The 21,756-nt window shown below is 72.4% G+C and carries 22 protein-coding genes; 14 read left to right on the top strand and 8 right to left on the bottom strand.

Annotated features, from left to right (window positions below; translation table 11 throughout):
* Window positions 1-33: 33 nt before the first annotated feature.
* A complete protein-coding gene (locus tag VGL30_RS14420) occupies window positions 34-2,256 on the top strand; it encodes a hybrid sensor histidine kinase/response regulator (protein WP_331540706.1) in 2,223 nt (740 codons plus the stop codon).
* A 73-nt stretch (window positions 2,257-2,329) separates the two neighbouring features.
* Window positions 2,330-3,121 (top strand): hypothetical protein, encoded by a 792-nt coding sequence (locus VGL30_RS14425; protein WP_331540707.1) that lies wholly within the window; start codon window positions 2,330-2,332, stop codon window positions 3,119-3,121.
* Window positions 3,122-3,142: 21 nt separating this feature from the next.
* Here the strand turns inward: VGL30_RS14425 and VGL30_RS14430 are convergent, their stop codons facing one another.
* The 6 genes from VGL30_RS14430 to VGL30_RS14455 all read right to left on the bottom strand — a co-directional run bounded on the left by VGL30_RS14430 (window position 3,143) and on the right by VGL30_RS14455 (window position 9,358).
* Complete coding sequence (locus tag VGL30_RS14430) at window positions 3,143-4,003, bottom strand: RDD family protein (RefSeq protein WP_331540708.1); 861 nt, start codon at window positions 4,001-4,003, stop codon at window positions 3,143-3,145.
* Window positions 4,000-5,001 (bottom strand): stage II sporulation protein M, encoded by a 1,002-nt coding sequence (locus VGL30_RS14435; protein ID WP_331540709.1) that lies wholly within the window; start codon window positions 4,999-5,001, stop codon window positions 4,000-4,002. Before VGL30_RS14435 ends, VGL30_RS14430 begins: the two co-directional genes overlap by 4 nt.
* Window positions 5,002-5,013: 12 nt before the next feature.
* Window positions 5,014-6,327 carry a DUF58 domain-containing protein gene (locus VGL30_RS14440; RefSeq protein ID WP_331540710.1) on the bottom strand — a complete coding sequence of 438 codons (1,314 nt, stop codon included), beginning with the start codon at window positions 6,325-6,327 and terminating at the stop codon, window positions 5,014-5,016.
* A gap of 181 nt (window positions 6,328-6,508) precedes the next feature.
* A complete protein-coding gene (locus tag VGL30_RS14445; protein WP_331540711.1) occupies window positions 6,509-7,465 on the bottom strand; it encodes a MoxR family ATPase in 957 nt (318 codons plus the stop codon).
* A complete protein-coding gene (locus tag VGL30_RS14450; RefSeq protein ID WP_331540712.1) occupies window positions 7,452-8,723 on the bottom strand; it encodes a DUF4350 domain-containing protein in 1,272 nt (423 codons plus the stop codon). The genes VGL30_RS14445 and VGL30_RS14450 overlap by 14 nt, the downstream gene beginning before the upstream one ends.
* Window positions 8,720-9,358 carry a hypothetical protein gene (locus VGL30_RS14455; RefSeq protein ID WP_331540713.1) on the bottom strand — a complete coding sequence of 213 codons (639 nt, stop codon included), beginning with the start codon at window positions 9,356-9,358 and terminating at the stop codon, window positions 8,720-8,722. Before VGL30_RS14455 ends, VGL30_RS14450 begins: the two co-directional genes overlap by 4 nt.
* 226 nt (window positions 9,359-9,584) lie before the next feature.
* Here VGL30_RS14455 and cpaB point away from each other — a divergent pair, with 226 nt between their 5' ends.
* The 6 genes from cpaB to VGL30_RS14485 are packed head-to-tail and all read left to right on the top strand — an operon-like array spanning window position 9,585 to window position 16,316.
* Entirely contained in the window at window positions 9,585-10,436 is an 852-nt protein-coding gene (gene cpaB / locus VGL30_RS14460) for a Flp pilus assembly protein CpaB (RefSeq protein WP_331540714.1), read from the top strand.
* Window positions 10,437-10,448: 12 nt separating this feature from the next.
* Window positions 10,449-11,792, top strand: a complete 1,344-nt coding sequence (locus VGL30_RS14465; protein WP_331540715.1) for a type II and III secretion system protein family protein — start codon at window positions 10,449-10,451, stop codon at window positions 11,790-11,792.
* Entirely contained in the window at window positions 11,789-12,979 is a 1,191-nt protein-coding gene (locus tag VGL30_RS14470; protein ID WP_331540716.1) for a hypothetical protein, read from the top strand. The genes VGL30_RS14465 and VGL30_RS14470 overlap by 4 nt, the downstream gene beginning before the upstream one ends.
* On the top strand, window positions 12,979-14,394 hold the full coding sequence (locus VGL30_RS14475; protein ID WP_331540717.1) for a CpaF family protein: 1,416 nt from the start codon (window positions 12,979-12,981) through the stop codon (window positions 14,392-14,394). The genes VGL30_RS14470 and VGL30_RS14475 overlap by 1 nt, the downstream gene beginning before the upstream one ends.
* A gap of 7 nt (window positions 14,395-14,401) precedes the next feature.
* Window positions 14,402-15,361 carry a type II secretion system F family protein gene (locus tag VGL30_RS14480; protein ID WP_331540718.1) on the top strand — a complete coding sequence of 320 codons (960 nt, stop codon included), beginning with the start codon at window positions 14,402-14,404 and terminating at the stop codon, window positions 15,359-15,361.
* Between the two features lie 4 nt (window positions 15,362-15,365).
* Window positions 15,366-16,316, top strand: a complete 951-nt coding sequence (locus tag VGL30_RS14485; RefSeq protein WP_331540719.1) for a type II secretion system F family protein — start codon at window positions 15,366-15,368, stop codon at window positions 16,314-16,316.
* Between the two features lie 7 nt (window positions 16,317-16,323).
* Here the strand turns inward: VGL30_RS14485 and VGL30_RS14490 are convergent, their stop codons facing one another.
* Entirely contained in the window at window positions 16,324-16,542 is a 219-nt protein-coding gene (locus VGL30_RS14490; RefSeq protein WP_331540720.1) for a hypothetical protein, read from the bottom strand.
* Between the two features lie 142 nt (window positions 16,543-16,684).
* Here VGL30_RS14490 and VGL30_RS14495 point away from each other — a divergent pair, with 142 nt between their 5' ends.
* Together VGL30_RS14495 and VGL30_RS14500 are read left to right on the top strand one after the other, a co-directional pair.
* Window positions 16,685-17,428, top strand: coding sequence for a YebC/PmpR family DNA-binding transcriptional regulator (locus VGL30_RS14495; protein ID WP_331540721.1), 744 nt, complete (start codon window positions 16,685-16,687; stop codon window positions 17,426-17,428).
* 148 nt (window positions 17,429-17,576) lie between these two features.
* Window positions 17,577-18,005 (top strand): ion channel, encoded by a 429-nt coding sequence (locus tag VGL30_RS14500; protein WP_331540722.1) that lies wholly within the window; start codon window positions 17,577-17,579, stop codon window positions 18,003-18,005.
* Between the two features lie 79 nt (window positions 18,006-18,084).
* Here the strand turns inward: VGL30_RS14500 and VGL30_RS14505 are convergent, their stop codons facing one another.
* On the bottom strand, window positions 18,085-18,804 hold the full coding sequence (locus tag VGL30_RS14505) for a dienelactone hydrolase family protein (RefSeq protein WP_331540723.1): 720 nt from the start codon (window positions 18,802-18,804) through the stop codon (window positions 18,085-18,087).
* 339 nt (window positions 18,805-19,143) lie between these two features.
* Between VGL30_RS14505 and VGL30_RS14510 the strand changes: the two genes are divergently transcribed.
* The 4 genes from VGL30_RS14510 to VGL30_RS14525 all read left to right on the top strand — a co-directional run bounded on the left by VGL30_RS14510 (window position 19,144) and on the right by VGL30_RS14525 (window position 21,753).
* Entirely contained in the window at window positions 19,144-19,584 is a 441-nt protein-coding gene (locus tag VGL30_RS14510) for a cupin domain-containing protein (RefSeq protein WP_331540724.1), read from the top strand.
* Between the two features lie 512 nt (window positions 19,585-20,096).
* Entirely contained in the window at window positions 20,097-20,492 is a 396-nt protein-coding gene (locus VGL30_RS14515) for a helix-turn-helix transcriptional regulator (RefSeq protein ID WP_331540725.1), read from the top strand.
* Window positions 20,493-20,581: 89 nt separating this feature from the next.
* Window positions 20,582-21,406, top strand: a complete 825-nt coding sequence (locus tag VGL30_RS14520) for a hypothetical protein (RefSeq protein ID WP_331540726.1) — start codon at window positions 20,582-20,584, stop codon at window positions 21,404-21,406.
* Window positions 21,407-21,438: 32 nt separating this feature from the next.
* Window positions 21,439-21,753 (top strand): antibiotic biosynthesis monooxygenase, encoded by a 315-nt coding sequence (locus VGL30_RS14525; protein ID WP_331540727.1) that lies wholly within the window; start codon window positions 21,439-21,441, stop codon window positions 21,751-21,753.
* Window positions 21,754-21,756: the final 3 nt, after the last annotated feature.

Genomic DNA, 21,756 nt, shown 5'->3' on the forward strand with positions numbered 1-21,756 from the left:
CCCCTAGTCTCGGGACGGTTGAGGGGACCGTGAATGCGCAACGGCGCGCCATTTCACCTGGACGACCTGCCGATCGCCATGGCGGCGCTCGACGACGACCTGTGCGTCCTGGCGGCCAATCCCTGCTTCGGCGACATGGCCGGCGGCGGCGACCTTACCGGGCGTGACGTCATCGAGCTGATGACCAGCATCTGCATCAGCGCCGAGCGCCAGGCCGGCGCCCAGGTGTTCCACCTGCGCATGGGGCTGGAGGACCGCTGGCTGCGCCTCGACTTCCATCGCCGCCCCAGCGGGGTGCTGGCGATCCTGGTCGACGTCACCGCGGAGCGTGAAGCCCTGGAGGAGCTGCGCTTCGCCTACGCAACCCGCGACCGGCTGATGGACCAGGCGGAGGTGGGTTACGGGCGTTTCGACCCCGACCTCGAGGTCTACATTTACCGCGACGCCGACGGCGGCATGGATACGGCCGCCAGAATCGACCTGGCCTCGGTCATGGCAAGGCTGCATCCCGACGACGCCGTCACGGAGACGGCCGTCCGCGAACTGCTCGTCGCCGAAGGCGGCTCCGCCGAGAACGAGGTGCGCTTCAGGCAGCCCGGAGGCTGGGCGCACCGGCGCACCCATCACCTGTCCGGCCGGCGCATGCCCTCGGGCCGCTACGAGGTCTATAGCCTGACCCAGGACATCACCGCGCTGGCCCTCGCCCGCGACGAGGCCAAGGCGGCCGCCCAGCAGTTGAAGCTCGCCCTCACCTCGGCCCGGGCGGGCGTGTTCGCAGTCGACTTCCCGAGCAACAGCTTCGCGCCCTCGGCGGAGTTCATGGCCATGGTGGCGCCGGAGGCCCGGGCCGCGGGCCCGCAAAATCCCCTGCCGTTCTTCCACGAGGACGACCGGGCGAGGCTGATCGCGCTCTATCAAACCGCCCGCCACAGGCATTCCGCAGGCTCGGCGGACGTACGTCTCAGCGCGCCCGACGGCGTGCGCTGGGTCCGGCTCTACCTGGAGGTCCAGAACGAGAACGGCCGCAGCGACCGCGGCGTCGGCCTGATGCTCGACATCGACGACCAGAAGCGCCAGGAGCTGGCGCTGACCGAGGCGCGGCGGGTGGCCGAAGCCGCGACCGACGCCAAATCGACCTTCCTCGCCTCCATGAGCCACGAGATCCGCACGCCGATGAACGGCATCGTGGGCGTGCTCAACCTCCTGCGCCGCGAGAAGCTCAGCGCCGACGGCCAGCACCTGCTGGACGAGGCCCTCGGCTGCAGCGAGATGCTGGCCCAGCTGATCAACGACGTGCTCGACTTCTCCAAGATCGAGGCCGGCAAGCTCGACCTGTCGCCCACCGCCGCCGACCCGGCCGCCATCGTCCGCAGCGTGGTCAACCTCATCGCGCCCCAGGCGGAAGCCAAGGGCGTCGACCTCGGCATCCAGGTCCAGGACGCCCTCGGCGGCGCCGCCCTCGATCCGGTGCGTCTGCGCCAATGCCTGTTCAACGTGGTCGGCAACGCCGTGAAATTCACCGACCACGGCAAGGTGGAGGTGCGGCTGGCCTACCTGGACGAGGGCGCAGGACGGCGCCTGCGCTGCGAGGTGCAGGACACCGGCGTCGGCGTGCCCTTCGACGCGCGCGCCCGCCTGTTCGACCGGTTCCAGCAGGCCGACGACGGCGCCACCCGGCGCTTCGGCGGCACTGGCCTCGGCCTGGCCATCTCGCGCAGCCTGGCGCGGATGATGGGGGGCGACATGGACTTCGAGAGCGAAGTGGGCGTCGGCTCGACCTTCTGGTTCGAGGTGACCGCCCCGCCGGCCGCGGCGCCGCAGGTGGTGGCCGAAAACGCCTTCGCCGGCGCGCCGCTGGAGGGGCTGCGCATCCTGGTGGTGGACGACAACGCCACCAACCGGCTGGTGGCGGTCAAGTCCCTCGAGGCCCTGGGCGCCGTCGCCGAGGCGGTGGACTCCGGCGCCGGGGCCATCGCGGCCGCGCCGCACGGCGGCTTCGACGTGATCCTGATGGACGTCAACATGCCCCAGATGGACGGGCTGGAGGCCACCCGCCGCATCCGGGCGATGGACTCGCCTGCAGCCCAGGTCCCGATCATCGCCCATACCGCCGACGTGATGAACCACCAGCAGGCGGGCTACCGAGCCGCCGGCATGAACGGCGTGGTCTCCAAGCCCTTCTCGCCCCCCCAGCTCCTGGCCGAGATCGCCCGCCTGGCGGGGGCCGACCTCGGCGACCAGGCGCTCAGCGCCTGACGGCCCTGCGTGGACAATGTCCGGCTGCGGTGCTTAGATTTTCCCATCTAAGATTGCAGGGCGGGGGCTCCAGATGACCGCAATCACCATGCCGTCGCCGACGGCCAAGCTGAGCTTCGGCCGGGTGATCCAGGGAACCTTCGGCGTCGCCTGGCGCAACCTTCCAGCCTTCCTGATCCTGATCGTTGGCTGCCTCGCCCTTCCGGGGATCATGGTCGGGCTGGGCCTGATGCAGTTGCGGTCGGGCGTCTCCGAGGCCGGCGTTGCGCTGGTCGGCCTGGGTTACCTGGCGATGATGGTGGGGGCGGCCGTTCTGCAGCCGGCCATGGTCCACGGCGCCATCGCGGATCTCAACGGTCGCCGCGCAACGGCGGGCGAGTGCGTCCGCACCGGCCTGCGCCACGCCCTGCCGGTGTTCGTCATCCTGCTGCTCAGCGTCATCGCCTTCGGCTTCGGCTTCGTGCTGCTGGTGGCGCCCGGCGTCATGTTGTTGACGGCCTGGCTGGTGGCGGGGCCGAGCCAGGTGGTGGAGCGGACCGGCGTCTTCGCCGCCTTTTCCCGCAGCGGAGCGCTGACCAAGGGCAACCGCTGGCGGGTCTTCGGCCTGCTCGTCCTCTATGTGATTGTCTACGGCGTCGTGCAGCAGGTGCTGCTCAACGTCGCGGGCGTCGGCTTCGCAGCCCAGGCGACGGCGCAGGCGGGCAATCCCTTCGCCGCCTTGTCGCCCGCCTACTGGGCGGTCATGCTGCTGCTGACCGTTGTCAACACCCTGGTCAGCTACACGGGGCTGGCGGTGATCTATTACGAGCTGCGCCGGGTGAAGGAGGGCGTCGGCCCCGAGGCGCTGGCGGCGGTGTTCGACTGAGGGGCGACCACCCCCGCGCCCTCACGCCTTGTCGAACTTGTCCTTGCGCCGGTGGCCGAACAGCAGCCGGCTCTCCAGCCGTCCCCGCAGGCCGGCGTAGTAGGCCGCCAGGAACGCCTGGTCGGCGCCCTCCAGCGGCGCGGTCCAGCCGATCTTGTTGCGGATCCTCTGGCTGACCGCCGCCATGGTCCGCCGATCGCCCAGCCGCAGCACATCCTCCAGCACATGCAGCTCCTTCACCCCATAGGCGTCGAGCTGGGCCCGCGTGAACACCAGATCCCCGGCCGGCGACGCCGACAGGTCGGGCGGCAGCTTCTTCTTCGGCGCCTGGATCACCAGGGTGCCCGCCGCCAGGTCGCCCAGCCGCAACCGGTCGCGGTTGAACAGCGGGAAAAGCAGGAAGACGCTGCTCCAGGTCGCCCCCAGCAGCACCAGCCAGCCGTCCACGCCCGACCCCCGGGCGAACAGGAAGGTGGCCGGCAGGAACACCTCCAGCTCGCGCATGGCGTTGCGGGCGAACACCGCGTCCGCGGTCAGCCGGCCCCCGTCGCGGGCGATGACGCGCAAGCCCATGGCCCGTTTGCCCGGCGTCGCCGCCCCCGGCCTGAGCTCGAAGCCGATGAAATAGAAGTTCCGCAGGAGGAAGGCGCCCAGGATCCATACCACCCCCACCATCTCCAGGCCGCGCAGCCGCGAGGCCCAGGCCGCTCCCAGCGCCAGCAGCGAAAGCGCGATCAGCAGCCCGCCCAGGATCGCGATGTCGATCAGGAAGGCCGAGGCCCGCGCGCCGGCCTCTCCCACCCGCAGGCGCAGGTCCACCCCTTCCGGCGTGACGAACGCGCGCGCCGCGTCGGGCGGCGATTGACGCTGGCCCCGGCTCACGGCGCCGGCCCGCGGCGGGGCAGGTAGAAGTAGCAGCCCCAGACCACGGCGCTGGTCAGGGCGACGGCGTAGCGTGCGGCGTCGGCCCTGATCAGTTGCCGGCCGAAGCCTTCCAACAGGCCCGCCACGAACAGCATGACCACCACGCCCATCATCACCGTCGCCGCCCGCCGCCCGGCCGCGGCCGCCGCGTCCACCCGCGAGCGCCGGCCGGGAAAGGCCACGCTCCAGCCGATGGCGAAGCCCGCCGCCCCGGCCAGCGCCACGGCGAACAGCTCCGTCACCCCGTGGATCATCAGCCAGCCGGTCGCCTCCACCCCCAGGCCGTGCGAGAAGAACAGCCAGAGGAAGGCCCCCAGCATCAGGCCGTTGGCGGCCATCAGCCCCGCCGTCGGCAGGCAGAGCGCGAAGCCCAGGGCGAAGGCGAAGATGGCGATCTGGGCGTTGTGGGTGAACAGGAAGCTCGCCAGCAGCGACAGGCCGCTCTGCCCGTCCTTGGGCGCGTCGTAGAGCGTCGCGCGCAGGAAGGCCGCCGTGGCGGTGGGGTCGCGCCCGCCGGCCAGGTCGCGGGGAACGAAGGCGTAGAACCAGTCGGCGTCGCTGGCCGAGAGCGCGTAGGCCGCGACGGCGGCGAGCGCCGTGATCGCCACCGAGGCCGCCGTCTCCCGCCACAGGCTCCGCACCGCCCCGGGCCAGTCGGCCGCGAAGAACCGGCGGATTCGCTGCCAGAGCCCGGTCCGCGTCCCGTAGACGAAGAAATAGGCCCGGGTGCAGAGCCCCTCCAGGTAGTCGGTCAGCCCCTGGTCCAGCGAGATCGAGCGGGCCACCGACAGCGACGACAGCGCCTGGCGGTAGAGCACAGGGATCTCCAGGAGCTCCGCCGTGGTCAGCCGCCTGGCCGAGCCGCGCTCGATACGGTCGAGCAGGGTCTCCAGCCGCCGCCAGTCGGCCTCCCGCTCGGTGCGGAACCGGTGGCTCTTCAGCGCGAGTTCGGCCACGGCGTCAGGTCCTCACAACAGGTCGCGGCGCTTGGCGGCCAGGTAGCTGTTGACCAGCTCCACCCCCAGCCGCCCGGCCGGCGCCTCGACGATCCAGGCCCCCAGCCGCTGCAGCCGGCTGACCACCAGCTCGCGCTGCTTCAGGAGGCTGGCGGCGATCACCGCCCGCGACACGTCCTCAGGCGTCTCCGGCGCCGCGTCGACGATCCGCTCCAGCTCCTCGTCGCGGAAGGCCACGAACATGACCAGGTGGGTGCGCAGCAGCCGCGCCACGTTCTCGATCATCAGCTCGGCGCTGGTCGGATCGGCGAAGTCGGTGAACACCACCACCAGCGCCCGCCGGTCGAGCTGGCCCGACAGGGTGTTGAGCCCGAGGGTGAAATTGGTCTCCTCGGCGGTGTAGTCGATGGAGGCGGCCAGCCGCTGCAGCAGCGGAAAGGCCTGGGCGCCGGCGGCGGCGCCGCTGGAGATCCGCGGCTTGGCGTCGAAGGCGAAGAGCCTGACCCGGTCGCCCAGCTTCAGCGAGACGAAGGCCAGCAGCAGCGCCGCGTTGATCGCCCGGTCCACCCGCGGCGCGCCGCCCAGCGGACTGCACATCAGCCGTCCGGAATCGATCGCCAGAACCACGTGGTGGTTGCGCTCCGTGCGGTATTCGCGGCCGATCAGCTTGGCGTGCCGAGCGCTCTGCTTCCAGTCGATGGACCGCAGGTCCATGCCGGTCTGGAATTCCTTCAGCGCATTGAAGTCCGAGCCCTCGCCAGTGTCGATCTGCGCCTTCATGCCGAAGGGGGCGTCGCGGGTGAACATCCGCAGCGCCTCGTCCTTCACTCCCTGCACGTCGGGGGTGATCGCCGTGCGCTGGTCCAGCGTGTCCGTCCGCTGCACCCAGGCCAGGCCGAGCGGCCCGCGCCAGCGCGCCCAAAGCCGCTCGAACACCGCCTGGCCGCGCCTTCGCGGGATCAGCCTCATCCGCGCCCGGCCGTCGCCCTCGGCGCCCAGCCGGAGCGTCTGGCGGGCCGGCTCGACGCCCAGCCGCGCGTCGGCGCCCAGCGCCACCTGCAGCTTGGGCGACCGCGGCCCGCGGAACGCCGCCTCCACCACCGCCTCGCCGGGCGCGCCCATCCCCAGCGCCCCGGGCGCGGTCAGGCTGAGGCGCAGCCCCCGGGGCGAGGGCGCCAGCCACACGTCCGCCAGCACGAGGCCGGCCGTGGCCAGCACCCACGCCGCCCCGATCACCCAAAGGTGCGGCGCCGCCAGCGCGGCGACCAGCGCCACCGGCGCGCCGGCCGCCATCACCGCCACGGCTCTGCGGGTGGGGTAGATCATTGGCCCTTCCGCCCCTGTCCCGCAGAGGACGGGGGAGGTGGCGCGCCCCGCAGAGGGCGTGACGGAGGGGGCGAGCCAACACACTGCAGGACCCGCGCCCCCTCCACCATCCGCTCTCCGGCGGATGGTCCCCCTCCCCCGTCCTCTGCGGGACAGGGGCGGAAAGGAGCGCCCGCCCTCCTCACCGCGGCGCCTCGGTCTGGTCGATCAGGCCCTGGATCACCTCGTCGGCCCGCCGCCCCTCGATCTCGGCGGCCGGCGACAGGATCACCCGGTGGCGCAGCGCCGGCAGGGCCAGCGCCTTCACGTCGTCGGGCAGCACGTAATCGCGCCCGTCCAGCGCCGCGCGGGCCCGGGCGGCCAGGGCCAGCATGGCGGCGCTGCGGGGGCTGGCCCCGCTCTGCAGGTCGGCGGTCTCGCGGGTGGCGCGCACCAGGTTCAGCACATAGTCCACCAGGGCGTCGTTCAGCCGGATGCCGGCGATCGCCGCCTCCGCCGCCCCGATCGCCGCGGCGTCGGCCACCACCTCGACGCCCAGCGCCGCCGGGTCCGGCTGGCCGCTCAGGACGCCATAGGCCGCCACGATACGCCGTTCCTCCTCCCGGGTCGGATAGGCCAGCGTCTGCTTGAACAGGAACCGGTCGAGCTGGGCCTCCGGCAGCGGATAGGTGCCCTGCTGCTCCAGCGGGTTCTGGGTCGCCACCACCATGAACCGCGCGCTCAAGGGGTGCGACTTGCCGTCGATGGTCACCCGCCGCTCCTGCATGGCCTCCAGCAGCGCGGCCTGGGTCTTGGGCGGCGTGCGGTTGATCTCGTCGGCCAGCAGCAGCTCGCAGAACAGCGGCCCCGGATTGAGCGTGAAGGTCGAGGTCTGGAAGTTGAACATGTTGGCGCCGATGATGTCCGCCGGCATCAGGTCGGGCGTGAACTGCACCCGCCCGAAGCCCAGCCCCAGGGTCCGGGCGAAGCACTGGGCGAGGAAGGTCTTGGCCGTCCCCGGCGGGCCCTCCAGCAGCACGTGGCCCTTGGCGAACAGCGCCGTCAGCAACAGGTCCACCGTCTCGCCCTGGCCTATGATGGCCTTGCCCACCTCGCGGCGGATGCGGTCGGCCAGGGTCTTCACCTCATCGACGGTCACGCGTCATCTCCAGTTTCCAGTCGCGCCAGCGGCGCGCCGCCGCCAGCAGGTCGGCGGGGGTCTTCACCGCCCGGGTCAGCTCCGCCAGGGTCCGGCGGTTGGACGTGATGCGCCGCTGGCGCTCCAGCCGGTCGAGGCGTTCCGCCGGGTCGCGCCCGCCGCCCGCCCGGCCGCCGGTCGCCCGCGCCACCAGCGCCTCGGTCAGGGCCGCATAGGGCTGGGCGAGCTCGGCCTCGCGGTCGGCCATCCGCACCAGGCCCGCGGAATTGTCCACCAGCGCCCGGGCGCCCAGGGCGAAGGCCCGCTCCGAGGGCGGCGTCGGCCCGAACCGGACCAGCGCATGCGCCCCCATCAGCAGCGCCGCGGCGACGGCGCACAGCGTCGCCCCCAGCATCGGCGGGTCCAGCAGCAGCCGGCCCAGGTTCCGCGACCGGCCGAAGCCGTGCAGCGTCACGTCGAACAGCACCCCGCGGCGGTCCGCGCGCAGCACCTCCACCAGCGCGGTGGCCGCGCGGGCGGTGTCGAGGTTCGCCAAGCCTTGGGTGTTCAGGAGATCCGGGTCGGCCAGCACATAGATGTTCTTGTGGGTGCGCGAGGCCGCCAGCACGGCATGGCCCACCTCGTCGACGACCAACGGCTCCCAGTCGCGCCCATCGAGGGTCTGCAGCCGGTCGATCGGCCCGGTCCTCTGCACGCCGAAATCGAACGGCTGGCCTTCCGGCGTCGTCGCCCGGATCCCGGGTGCCAGGCGCAGGGCTGCAGGCCGCACGTCTTCGCGGTTGGCGATGGCTGTGGCCTTGGCCAGCTTCGCCAGCATCCGCGTCGCGGCGTCGCCGCCGAAGCCCAGGCCCAGCTTGCGCACCCAGCCCGGCTGCAGGGGATCAGGCGCCGCCTGCCATTTCGGCAGCACGACCAGGGTGGGGTTGTCCGAGGCCAGCCGCTGCAGGTCCGCCGCATCCGCGCCCGGCGGCGGGGTGAGGATCACCAGGGCCGCCTCGGTGCGTTTCAGGTCGGGCGCCCGGCTCACCACCACCGGCGTTCCCTCCGCCCTCAGGAGCGCCGCCGCGCCGGCGAATCCAACCGCCGATTTCGACAGCGCGTGCGCCCCGCCGTCCTCGCCCCCGCGCAGCTCCGGCGCATAGGTCGCCAGCACCGCGAAGGCGGAGAAGGCGAACAGCGCGACCAGCACCAGGGTCAGCACCGTCTTCGGCGAAAACACCGCCGTCTTCGCCGGGCCCGCGTCGGCCGCCAGGGTCATGCCCAGACCTCCGGGAAGGCGAACCGCTCATAGGCCTGGCGGCACCGGACGAAACCCGCGGCGTCCAGCGGCCGGGCGGCGAAGAAGCTGGCCTCCACCGCCTGGGCGATCCGCCCGAACGCCGCGCGCGCCCCGGCCGGCATGGCGGCGAGCCCGCCGATGTCACGACTGGTCAGCGCCGGGCGCACCTGGCCGGGCCGACGGCCGGAGAAATCGTCGATGCTGCGGTGGAGGATGAGGTGGGCGGCCTCGTCGTAGCGACCCTCGGCCGCCAGCCGGTCGGCGTCCTCCAGCAGGGCGCGGGCCCGGGCGGGTTCCGGACGCCAGGATTCGGCCGCCGCGGCCTTAGGCTTCCTCGGCCGGCGCCGCAGCCGCGCGCCGACCAGCTCGCGGGCGATCAGATAGAGGATCAGGACAGCCGCCGCCGCCAGCCCGGCCCAGAACAGCACCTTCAGCACCGGCGCCATGGCCGCCAGCGCCTTGGCCAGTCCCTCCAGCCAGCCCGGCGGCTCCGGCGGCCTGTAGCTGGTGAAGTCGAACTGCAGCCCCTTGGCCTGCAGCATGGCGCGATGCGCGGCGGCGAGCTGCGGTTCCCCCACCGCCGCCGACGACGCCCCCTGCCCCATACCCGCCAACCGCCCCTCCTGGACCCCGATCCCCCCGCGACCCTAGCGGCGGGCTGCGCGCGACGGAACACGGATTCACCCATGCCGTGCAAATCCGGGCGGCGCGACCGGGAGGCCGGCCCGAGTCTTAACGCGGCGTTAAGCTTGCTTGCGAATTCACTAATTTTGTTGGCGATATCGAAATTCCCCACCCCCACCCTGACACCTCAGGGGCAAGTCGTTCAGGAGGGGGTGTTTGCGTATCGTCACCATGGCCAGTCTTGGGGCGTCCGCCGTTTTGGGCGTCGCCGCGCTGGTCGTCGCCAAGACCAGCCTGCCGTCGATGGCCGCGACGCCGGTGGCCGCCATGCTGCCCGCCGCTCCGCCGCCGGGCTCGCGGCCGGTGGTCGTGGCCGCCCGGGACATCAAGTTCGGCGACCGGCTGGACGCCGCCCACCTGACCGTCGCCCAGTTGCCGCCGGGCGCCGTGCCCGTGGGCGCCTTCACCTCCATCGACGCGGCCCTGGCGCAGGACGCCGGCGGCGCGCCCGTGGCGCTCGCCCCCATCGCGGCGCGGGAAGCCGTGCTGCCGACCAAGGTCAGCGGCCCGGGCGCCCGCGCCTCGGTGGCCGCCGAGATCGCCGAGGGCATGCGCGGCTACACCATCAAGGTCACCGACGTCTCCGGCGTCGGCGGCCACGCCCTGCCGGGCGACCGGGTGGACGTGGTGCTGATGCGCAACCTGGCCGTCGACGCGCCGGGCGGCGGCAAGGCCCTGGTCTCCCAGGTGGTGCTGCAGAACGTCCGCGTGCTGGGCGTCGACCTGAACGCCGACCCCACCTCCAACAAGCCCGCCACCCCCAACACCGCCACCCTCGAGGTCTCGGTGCAGGACGCGCAGAAGCTGGCGGTGGCCGCCAACCTGGGCGAGCTGTCCCTGGCGCTGCGGCGCACAGGCGCCGTCGAGATCACGCCGGCGGCCACGGTCAGGACCGAGGACTTCATCGGCGGGGTCCGCGCGCCGGCGTCCGGCGGCGTCCGCCCACCCACCCGCCGTCCCGCCGGCCCCCCCGCCCCCCGCCTGATCCAGGTGGTCGAGGGCGTCTAGGAGAGCTTGACGATGCTGAACCCCCTTGTTGGCGTCCTCGCCGGCGCCCTGGGCGCGGCGGCGGTCCTCGCCCCGGCCCTCCCTGCGGCCGCCGACTCCTTCCCCAGCGAGGCGGCGGTCAGCCGGGTGATCAATGTGCCCAAGAACAAGTCGCTGTCGTTCCAGCTCGACGCCCCGGCCAGCCGGATCGTCGTGGCCCAGCCCGAGACCGCCCAGATCGTCGCCACCACCGACCACAGCTTCTACGTCCGCGGCAAGGCGCTGGGGGCCACCAACCTGCTGGTCTACGGCGCCGGCGGCCGGCTGACGGAAGTGATCGACGTCCGCGTCGGCTACGACGCCGGGGCCCTGCAGAGCGACCTGGCCGCGGCCCTGCCCGGCGAGCGCATCGGCGTCCATAACCTGGGCGAGGGCCTGTTGCTCACCGGCGACGTCTCCACCACGGGCGTCGCCACCCGCGCCAAGGCCTTCGCCGACAAGTTCGCCCCCGACGCCGTCACCTCGGCGCTCACCGTGCGCGCCTCGCAGCAGGTAATCCTGGAGGTGCGGATCATCGAGGCCGGCCGCTCGGCCCTGCAGGACATCGGCTTCAGCATCGCCGCCAGCGGTCCGCGCTTCGACCTGGCGGCCGGCGCCGGCCTGATCGGCGCCGCCCCGCCGCAGGGCCTGCTGCACCTCCGCGGGACCGCGGGCTCGGCCAATATCGACGTGACCCTGCAGGCGCTGGAGGAGAAGGGCTCGATCCGCACCCTGGCGCGCCCCAACCTGACGGCGCTGTCCGGCGAGAAGTCCAGCTTCCTGGCCGGCGGCGAGTTCCCCTTCCCGATCCCTGCCGGCAAGGACATGGTGGCCATCGAGTTCCGCCCGTTCGGCGTCACCTTGAACTTCACGCCCACGGTGCAGGACAACGGCCTGATCCGCCTGGCCGTGGCGCCGGAAGTGAGCCAGCTCGACCCGCGCAACAGCTTGCACATCTCGGGCTTCGACGTACCCAGCCTCACCGTCCGGCGGGCGGCCACCACCGTCGAGCTGCGCGGCGGCGAGAGCTTCGCCATCGCCGGCCTCCTGCAGCAGGACTATCTCAACACCGTGCGCCAGATCCCCGGCGTCGGCGACCTGCCGGTCCTGGGCGCCCTCTTCCGCTCGTCCCGCTGGAACAAGCAGGAGACGGAACTGGTCATCATCGTCACCCCCAGGCTGGCCGCGGCGGCCGACTTCACCCCGCAGCCCGCCACCCCGCTCAGCGCCGGCCAGGAGCCTGGGGCCATCGAGCTCTTCCTTACCGGCAAGGCCCTGGACGTGCCCCTGCGCCGCCAGGTGACCGCCGGCTGGACCCCCGAGGGACCCCGCTCATGATCGCAGCCCCCATGCTTTCCGGCCGCGTGCTCGCCATCGGCCCGGCCCTCGCCCCCCTCGCCGCCGGACCGCTGTTCGGCGTGGTGCTGGAGCTCGCCGGGGTGGAGCGCCTGAGCGGCCTGGCGCCCGGGTCGGTCGACCTCGTTCTGATCGACGCCGACGGCGCGGACCCCGAGGGCCTCGCCGCCGGCATCGCCGCCCTGGCCGCCCAGCCCTCGCCGCCGCCCACCCTGATGGTGGGCGCGCACCTGCCCGCCGCCCTGGTGCGCGCCCTCATGCGCCTGCCGCGCGCCGACGTGCTGGAGGCGCCCTTCCAGCCGGATCAGCTCACCGTCGCCGCCCAGGCGCTGCTGACCGCGCCGGCGCCGGCGGCGCACCTGCCGCACGCCGCCCACCGCTCCCGCTGCTGGGCGGTGAGCGGGGCCGCCGGCGGCGTCGGCGCCACCACCCTGGCCGTCGAGCTGGCCAGCCTGCTCGCCGCCCGCAGCGTGCGCGAACGCAGCGTCTGCCTTGTGGACCTCAACCTCGCCGACGGCGCCGCCGCCGCCTACCTGGGCGCCAAGGCCGCCCTGCCGCTGGGCGAGATCGGCCCGGGCGCCGAGCGCATCGACGCCGGCCTGGTGGCCGCCTTCGCGTCGCCGGTCACCAAGCGGCTCGACCTGCTGGCCTGCCCGCGCGATCCGGTGGCCTTCGACCACGCCCCGCGCGAGGTGGTGCTGCGGTTGCTGGACCTGGCCTGCGAGGCCTATGACTTCGTCATCGTCGACGTCCCCCGCCACCGCCGCGCCTGGACCCTCGACGTGCTGGCCGGCGCCGACGAGGTGCTGGTGGTCTCCGAACTCACCGTCCCCGCCCTGCTGGCCGCGCGCGCGCTCTCCGACGAGATCGAGGCCGCCCTGCCCGCCGGGGCGAAGCCGCGCATCGTGCTGAACCGCCTGGCCAGCCGGATGTTCGGCCCCGCCCCCTCCATGGCCGAGGCCGAGCGGGCCCTGCAGCGCAAGGCCGACGCGGGCCTCTCCTCCGACTGGGAGGCCGCCGCCGCCTCGGTGAACCTGGGCGGTCCGATCAGCCAGCACCGGCCCAAGTCGAAGATCGTCCGCGACGTGACGGCGCTGGCCGACCGGCTTCTGGCCGAAGACGCCCAGCGCGCAGCCAAGGCCGCCGCCCACGCCGTCCGGGCCGCCTGATGAGCCGCTTCAACCTCTCGCGCCGTCCGCCACAGGCGGTGGAGCCCACGGCTCCGCCGCCCGCCGCCGCCCCGTCCGCCCCCGCGCCAACCCCCACGCCGCGCGGGCGGACGGAGGCGGCGGCCACAGCGCCCAGCGCCGAGCGGCAATTGCTGGAGGTGAAGCTCAAGCTGCACCGGCAGCTGATCGACGAACTCGACCTCTCGAAGCTGGACAAGCTGGGCGAGGGCGAGCTCCGCCGCCAAGTGCTTTCCCTGGTGGCCGACTTCGCCCGCGCCGAGCGGCTGGTCTACAACTCCGCCGAGCTCGAGGAGCTGGGCGCGTCGGTCTACGACGAGATGGTGGGGCTGGGGCCGATCGAGCCCCTGCTCAAGGACGACTCCATCGCCGACATCCTGATCAACGGGCCGTTCCAGGTCTATATCGAGCGGGGTGGCGAGCTGTCGGAGACCGGCGTCCGCTTCCGCGACAACGACCACCTGCTGCGGATCATCAACCGCATCGTCGCAGGCGTCGGGCGGCGGATCGACGAAAGCTCCCCCATGGTCGACGCCCGCCTGCCCGACGGCAGCCGGGTGAACGCCGCCATCGCGCCGATCACCGTCGACGGCGCCTGCGTCTCGATACGCAAGTTCTCCAAGAAACCCTACACCCTGGAGAAGCTGGTCGATGTGGGCGCCATGCCCGCCTGCGTCGCCGACTTCATGCATGGGGCCATCAAGTCCCGGGTCTCGACGGTGATCTCCGGCGGCACCGGCTCCGGCAAGACCACCATGCTGAACGCATTGTCCTCCGCCATCAGCCACGGGGAGCGGCTGATCACCATCGAGGACGCCTGCGAGCTGCAGCTGCAGCAGCCGCACGTGGTGCGCATGGAGACCCGGCCGCCCAACATCGAGGGCCGCGGCGAGATCCGCCAGCGGGAGCTGGTCAAGAACGCCCTGCGCATGCGCCCCGACCGGGTGATCCTGGGCGAGGTGCGCGGCGAGGAGGCCTTCGACATGCTGCAGGCCATGAACACCGGCCACGAAGGCTCGATGGCCACTATCCACGCCAACAACCCCAGGGACGCCATCAGCCGCCTGGAGCAGATGGTGGCCATGTCCGGCATGCCGCTGGCGCCGGAGGCCATCCGCGGCCAGATCGCCTCGGCCGTGGGCCTGATCATCCAGGTCATGCGCCTGGCGGACGGCAAGCGCCGGGTGATGAGCGTCACCGAGATCACCGGCATGGAGGGCCAGGTGGTGCAGATGCAGGAGATCTTCGCCTTCCACCGTACCCATACCGGCGCCGACGGGGCGGTGCATGGCGAGTTCAAGGCCACCGGCCTGCGCCCCCGCTGCCTGGACGAGATGGTCCGGCGCGGCGTCGCCTACGACGCCAACTTCTTCGACCCCTCGCGCACCCTGACCTGAGGCGGCGATGGCGTTCAGCGGCAATTCCGTCTTCCTGATCCTGCTGTTCGCGGCGGTGTTCGCCGCCGGCCAGGGGATCTTCGGCCTGGCCACCGTCGCCAGCCAGAAGCGGCTGGTCAACCGCCGCCTAACCGTGGCCGACCGGGTGGAAGGCGGCCTCTCCACCCTGGTGGTCGAGCTGCGCAAGCAGCGGGGCCTCACCGCGTCCGGCGAACGCAGGGGCTGGGCCTGGCTCTCCGACCTGATCGTCCGCTCCGGCCTGCCCTACGACCCGCGCCGCTGGGCGCTGTGCGTCGGAGTCGCCGCGATCGGCGGCGGAGTCGCAGGGGCGCTTCTCGGCCGCACGGCGATCGCCGCAATGGGCGGCGTGGTCCTGGGCGGCGCCCTGCTGCCGGTCGTATTCCTGAAAGTCTGCGCCGACCGCCGCGACAAGGCGCTGGGCCTGCAGCTTCCGCAGGCGCTGGACATCATCGTCCGCAGCCTGGAGGCCGGCCACCCCGTGCCGGTCGCCATCGCCCTGGTGGGCAAGGAGATGGCCGACCCGATCGGCTCGGAGTTCGGCATGGCCGCCGACGAGATCGCCTACGGAGCCAACCTCTCGCAGGCGGTGGAACGGATGGCCGACCGCTGCCGCCACGCCGACGTCGACCTGTTCGCCGCCACGGTGCGCCTGCAGGAGCGGGCCGGCGGCAACCTCACCGGGCTGCTGAAGCTCAACGCCCACACAGTGCGTGAGCGGCACAAGATGCGGCTGAAGATCAAGGCCGCCTCCTCCGAAGGCCGCGCCTCGGCCCTGATCCTCACCGCCGCGCCGTTCCTGGTCGGCGGGATCCTGCAGATCTCCTCGCCGCACTTCTACGGCGACATCATCCACGAGCCCTTCATCCAGACGGGCCTGGCGCTCCTGGGAACCTGGATGTTGCTCGGCAACCTAGTCATGCGCCGCATGATCGAACTGAGGATCTGAGGCGATGGACGCCGCACGCCTCCACGACATCACCGTCACCGCCGGCTCGGTCCTGGTGGCGGTCGCCGTCCTCGGGGGGCTGGCGGCGCTGGCCGGCGAGGTGCGCGTGCGCGTGGTCCGCCGCCGCCGCCTGGCCGACGGCCCCGTCGCGACCGCCCCGGGCGCGGACGCCCCGGGCCTCGCGGCGGGTCTCCTGCAGCCGCTCAAGGCCGGCTTCCGGCGCCTGGGCCAGCACACCGCGGTGCGCGACCCCGCCAAGGTCTCGGTGCTGCGCAACAAGCTGATCCAGGCGGGCTTCTTCAGCCGCGAGGCGCCGGTGGTCTACCTGGGCGCCCGGGCTGCGGCCCTGGTGGCGGCGACCATCGGGGTCGTCCTCACCCTGCCCCTGGTGGCCAGCGGCGGCAGCCGCCTGGCCATGCTGATCGCCAGCGGCTTCGCCCTCGTCGCCGTGCTGGCCCCCGAACAATTCCTCAGCTTCCGCCGCCAGGCCCGCGAGCGGGAATACGCCGACGGATTCCCCGACCTCCTCGACCTGTTGGTGGCCTCGGTGGAGGCCGGCCTCAGCCTCGACGCCGCGGTCAGCCGCTGCACCGACGAGCTCGCCCGCCGCTACCCGCAGCTGGTGGTCCACCTGCGCTTCCTGGTGCTGGAGCTGCGCGCCGGCCGCGGGCGCAAGGACGCCTGGTCCGCCTTCGCCGACCGGCTGGGCATCGACGACGCCCGGGCCTTCGCCACCATGCTGCGCCAGGCCGAGGAGATGGGCACCAGCCTGGGCGAGACGTTGACGGTCTTCTCCCGTGACATGCGCGCCAAGCGGATGCTACGGGCCGAGGAGAAGGCGCTGGCGCTGCCCGCCAAGCTCACCGTCCCGCTGATCCTGTTCATCTTCCCCTGCCTGATCGGCGTGCTGCTGCTGCCGGTGATCTTCCGGATGTCGCACCTGTTCCCGAAGTAGAACGGGATTAGCGGCGGCCCGCCGGCCGCAGCACGACCTCGCGCTCCGGCCCCAGCCAGTGCATCAGCGCCAGCACCGCCAGCGTCGCCGCGGCCCCCAGCGCAAAGGCGCCCGCCGCCGTGACCGAGATGCCGCCGGGGCCGAGGCTGAGCGGCCGGGGCTCCATCCAGTGGACGATCTCGGGCTCGGCCTCCTCGGGGAAGACCTCCTCGGCGTATTCGCTCATGGTCGCGCTCCACGGCTACCCATGCGATCAACCCCTTCGCAAAGCCGCGGTTCCGCCGCTGGCCTTCGCGCCGGCCCGGCGCTAGAAGCCGGCCACACGCCGGGACGCAGCAGGACGCCCCGGACGCCGAAGACGGATCATCATGGCCGGACATTCCAAGTTCAAGAACATCATGCACCGCAAGGGCCGCGCCGATGCGGTCCGCTCCAAGCTTTTCTCCCGGCTGTCGCGGGAGATCACCGTGGCTGCCAAGTCCGGCATGCCCGACCCGGCCATGAACCCGCGCCTGCGCCTGGCCGTCGCCAACGCCAAGGGCGAGTCCATGCCCAAGGACAACATCGACCGGGCGATCAAGAAGGCGGTGGGCGGCGACGCCGACACCTATGAGGAGATCCGCTACGAGGGCGTGGGCCCCGGCGGGGTCGGCCTGATCGTCGAGGTGCTGACCGACAACCGCAACCGCGCGGCCGCCAACGTACGCACCATCTTCGGCAAGAACGGCGGCAATCTGGGCCAGACCGGATCGGTGGCCTTCATGTTCGACCGGGCGGGCCAGATCGTCTATCCGGCGGCGGCCGGCTCCGAGGACGCCGTCATGGAGGCGGCCATCGAGGCGGGCGCCGAGGACGTGGAGTCCGACGAGGAGACCCACACCGTCTACACCGCCTTCGCCGACCTGAACGAGGTGGCCCAGGCGCTGGAGGCGGCGCTGGGCCCGCCCAAGTCCGCCGCCATCGCCTGGCGGCCCAAGTCCCTGACACCGGTGACCGGCGAGGCGGTGGCCGCGCTCATGAAGCTGCTCGACGGCCTGGAGGACGACGACGACGTCCAGAACGTCTACGGCAACCACGACATCTCCGACGAGGACGCCGAAGCCCTGAACTGAGCGCGCATGGCGCTCGGCCCTGCGATCCGAGCCTGCCTCAGCCTGCCGATGCTGCGGGGGCGCGGCGTCCGGACATCTGACCGCTGGCCAAGCCCCGCCCCGCGTCCTAAGCCTGCACGGGCCACCGCATCCGGGCCGGATCCATGCCATGCGCGCGCTCATCGCCCTCGGTCTCGCCGGCTTCGTCGTCTTCGCCTCCACCATCCTGCATTACGAGGCGATCCACCGCCTGGACATCTTCGCCCGCCATCGGCGCGCCTATCCGGCCCTGCTGGGCGTAATCGCCGGCCTCATCGGCCTGCACATGACCGAGATCGGCCTTTACGCAGGCCTGTTCGCCCTGGCCGACGGTCCCCTCGCCCTCGGCGACTTCCGCGGCGCGCGGCTGATGGGCACGCTCGATTACGTCTACTTCGCCGCCGAGGCCTATGCCTCCCTGGGCTACGGCGACGTCTACCCCACCGGCGAGATGCGGCTGATCGGCTCCGTGGCCCCCCTCAACGGCATCCTGCTCCTGGCCTGGTCCGGCTCGTTCCTGTTCTCCCTGGTGCAGGACTGGCGCGCGAACGAGGACTGAGCGGATTTCTCCCCCCAACGTCCGCCGCCCCCGAACCAGCCTTTCCTCCATGGAGCCGGACGGGCTCCGAGCCCCTCCCTCACCGCAGCGTCGCCTCCAGCATCGCCATGGCCTGGGCCCAGGACAGCTTGTCGAGCAACGGGTCGTAACGGACGCCGGGGATGTTGGTCATCTCGCTGGCGCTGGGGTCGGTGAAGGCGTGCCAACCCTCGCCGTAGACGGTGACCTGCCAGTCCGCGCCTGCCCGCGTCATCTCCTCGCGCAAGCCGTCCACATGGTCCGGCGGCGCATAGGGGTCGCGCGCGCCGGTCAGCACCAGCACCTTCGCTTTCACGGCGCCGGGCCGCGCCGGCAGCGCACTGGTCAGCAGGCCGTGGAAGCTGACCACCGACTTCACGTCCGCGCCGCTGCGCGCCAGCTCCAGCACGCACTGGCCGCCGAAGCAGAAGCCGATCGCGCCGATCCGCGCGGGGTCCACCCCCGGCTGCGCCTTCAGCGCCTCGAAGCCCGCGAGCACGCGGCCGCGCAACCGCCCGGGCTCGTCGTGCAGCGCATGCATCAGCGTGCCGCCCTGCGGCGCGTCCGCATGGAAGACGCCGCCGCCATACATGTCGGCCGCCAGGGCGACATACCCCAGTTCGGCCAGCGCCTGCGCGCGACGGCGGACCAGCTCGCCCAGGCCCCGCGCGTCATGCATCACCAGCACCGCGGGGTGCGGGCCCCCGACGGCCGGCGTCGCCAGCTGGCCCTGCAGCGCATGGCCGTCGTGGCCGTAGTCGATGGTTCGCAGCCCGGTCATAGTCCCGTTCCCTCTTCTCCGGTTGTCCCGCTGAACAGGCCAGTCAATCACGATTGTCGTTGTAGCGGCGCTTCGAGAGTCGAAGACTCGCGCAAAGCGCGCAACCGATTTGCATCGCCTACGCCGGAGCCTTTCCTCCGGTGAGCAGGCGTTCATGTCGCGCCCGCCTTGCGTCCCTCCATTCGCCGTGGCTAGTCGCTCCTTCCGCCTTGCGGGAGATATCCATGAACCGGCCATTCGGGGCGCAGCCGTCCGACGTCCAGGACCGGGCGGCGACCGTCGCCCGGAATCCGCCCGACCTCCGGGACGGCCGGATCGCGCCGGAGGTCTTCTAGGACCATGCCGGCCCCGGCCCGGGACGTCATCGCGCGGCTGCGGCTGCAGCCCCACCCCGAGGGCGGCTGGTACCGGGAGACCTGGCGCCCGCCGCCCGCCGCGCCCGGCGTCCGCGGGGCCGGCTCGGCGATCCTGTTCCTGCTGGAGGCCGGCCAGGCCTCGCACTGGCACCGGGTGGACGCCACGGAGCTCTGGCTCTTCCAGGCGGGCGAGCCCCTGACCCTCAGCACCGCCAAGGGCGCGCAGGGCGAGGCCGGGGTCGTCGAGACCCGCCTGGGCCCCGATCCGCTGGCCGGCCAGGCCCAGCAGCACGTCGTCGAGCCCCACGAGTGGCAGGCCGCCCGGGCCGGCGCCGGCTGGTCGCTGGTCGCCTGCGTCGTGGTCCCGGCCTTCGAATTCGCCGGCTTCGACCTCGCCCCGCCGGACTGGGCGCCCGGGATCTGATCAGCTCGCGGCAGGCATCCCGCTAACGTGAAACGTCGTGGCCACGCCATGACTGGCCGTTCCCCCGTCGGCAGAATCCGCCGCGACACACCCGCCGCCCAGGCCCCTACTCAACAGCCTTCGCCGCTGCGTCCGTAAATGGCGCCCCTCCGTCTAATGCAGGTGCCTTAGAGCAGAAATGTAAACTGTAAGTTGAGAGAAAATGACCAGTGAAATCCGCTCAATGATCACGCTCACCGTCAATTGAAGACAGGTCCCATCTCCAATTAATATTTCTCGGCTCTGGACATGACTCGAATATGAGACAATTTGTACGGTATCGGGGGACCAAAGATTGAATCTGTCCGGCCAGCCAGCCCGCAATGCAGGTGAGGCTGCGAGACTTGCCCACAGACAACTTGCCGCCAAGGATCCGCTCCATTTCCGCGCCCGCTCCTGATGCGCCCGGCGGCGCCTGGCCGCCTCCCGACCGCCCGACGGCGGCGGCCGGCCCTCGACGCCGGGGCTGACGCTTGGCGCGCACGGTCAAATCGACGGACGCCGCCGACCTGGCGCTGGGCCGGGCGATCCGCATGTGGCGGCGGGCCCGGCGCATCTCCCAGCAGGCGCTGGCCAGGACCTGCGGCGTCACCTTCCAGCAACTCCGCAAGTACGAGACGGCCACCGATCGCATCTCGATCTCCCGCCTCGCCCGCATCGCCGAGACGCTGCGCTGCCCCTGCCGCGACATCGTCCGGTTCCTGGACCTCGACGCCGATGCGGCGCCTCCGCCCCACCCCGTCACGCTCCAGGGTATGACCGCGGACCGCCTGGAGCTGTTGTTGCTCTACGTCGAGCTCGACCCCGACCAACTCGCCCAGGCCGAGGCGTTCGTCCGCGCCCGCACGGGCGACGACCCGAAGGTCTGACCGGGCTTTCAGCCGGGTCCGGGACGCTCGGCCGGTTTCGGGCCGCCCCCGCCCCATTCCCGCCACCCTCCCGCGCGACCTCCCGGCGCATGCTCCCCGCCCGCCTGCGCCGAGTCCCCGCCGTCCTTCTCGCCGCCGCCCTCTGCGCGGTCGCCGCCTCCACCGCCCAGGCCCAGAACGCCCCGGCCGCCCAGCGCGTGTTCGACCGGGCGCGCGCGGCCTCGGGCGGGCCCGGCTGGAACCGGGTGCTGGGCTGGCATGAGACCGGCGTCGACGGCGACGTCCGCTACGAGCGGTGGGTCGATCCTATCCGCTATGGCCTGCGCACCGAGACGCGTGGGCCCGCCGGCCGGTTGGTCCGGGGCTACAACGGCGCCGGCGAGTGGCGCATCCTGGCGAACGGCCAGGCCACCGGCTCCATCGCGCAGCCCGTCCTGGCCGAGGTGCGCGCCGAGGCCTTCTTCGGCGCCTACGCCTACTTCTACCCCAGCCGCTTCGACCTGCGCAGCGTCCACCTGGGCGTGCGCCAGAGCGGCGGGCGCGCCTTCGACGTGCTGCGGGTGCAGCCCGCCGGCGGCGCCCCGCGGGAGCTGTGGTTCGACCGCAAGACCGGGCTGCTCAGCCTGATGGTCGAGGGCGCAGGCGTCCAGCGGCTGACGGTGGAGCTCTCGGACTACCGCCGGGCGGGTCCCGTGCTGGTCCCGTACCGCGCGGTCGCCTACGGGACGGGCCTTTCCCGTCCGAAGGAGCGCCGGGTGGAAAGCCTCGATTTCCTCCCCGCCGATCGCAGCATTTTCAGCCTGCCGCGGCGCGACGCCCGGGCCCGGCCGGCGCCCGCGTTCGACGCCGCGCGGGCCGCCGTGCCCGCCGCAGACGCCCCGCCCTCCCAGCCCGAGCGCAAATTGGCGTATTGAAGGGGGCGCCCTCCCGCCGAAGGATCCCTCCCATGTACATCGCCATGAACCGCTTCAAAGTCCTTCCCGGTCAGGAGGCGGCCTTCGAGGAGGTCTGGCTTTCCCGCGACACCCACCTGGCCGACGTGCCCGGCTTCACCGCCTTCCACCTGCTGCGCGGGCCGAAGGCCGAGGACCACACCCTCTATTCCTCGCACACCGTCTGGGCCTCGCACGCCGCCTTCGAGGCCTGGACCAGATCGGACGCCTTCCGCCAAGCCCACCGCGGCGCCGGCGAGAACAAACCGCTCTATGCCGGCCACCCGCAGTTCGAGGGCTTCGAGGTGCTGCAGGAGGTGAGGGCGTAGGGC

Origin of the sequence: Phenylobacterium sp., from assembly GCF_036502675.1 — a bacterium.
GTDB lineage: Bacteria > Pseudomonadota > Alphaproteobacteria > Caulobacterales > Caulobacteraceae > Phenylobacterium.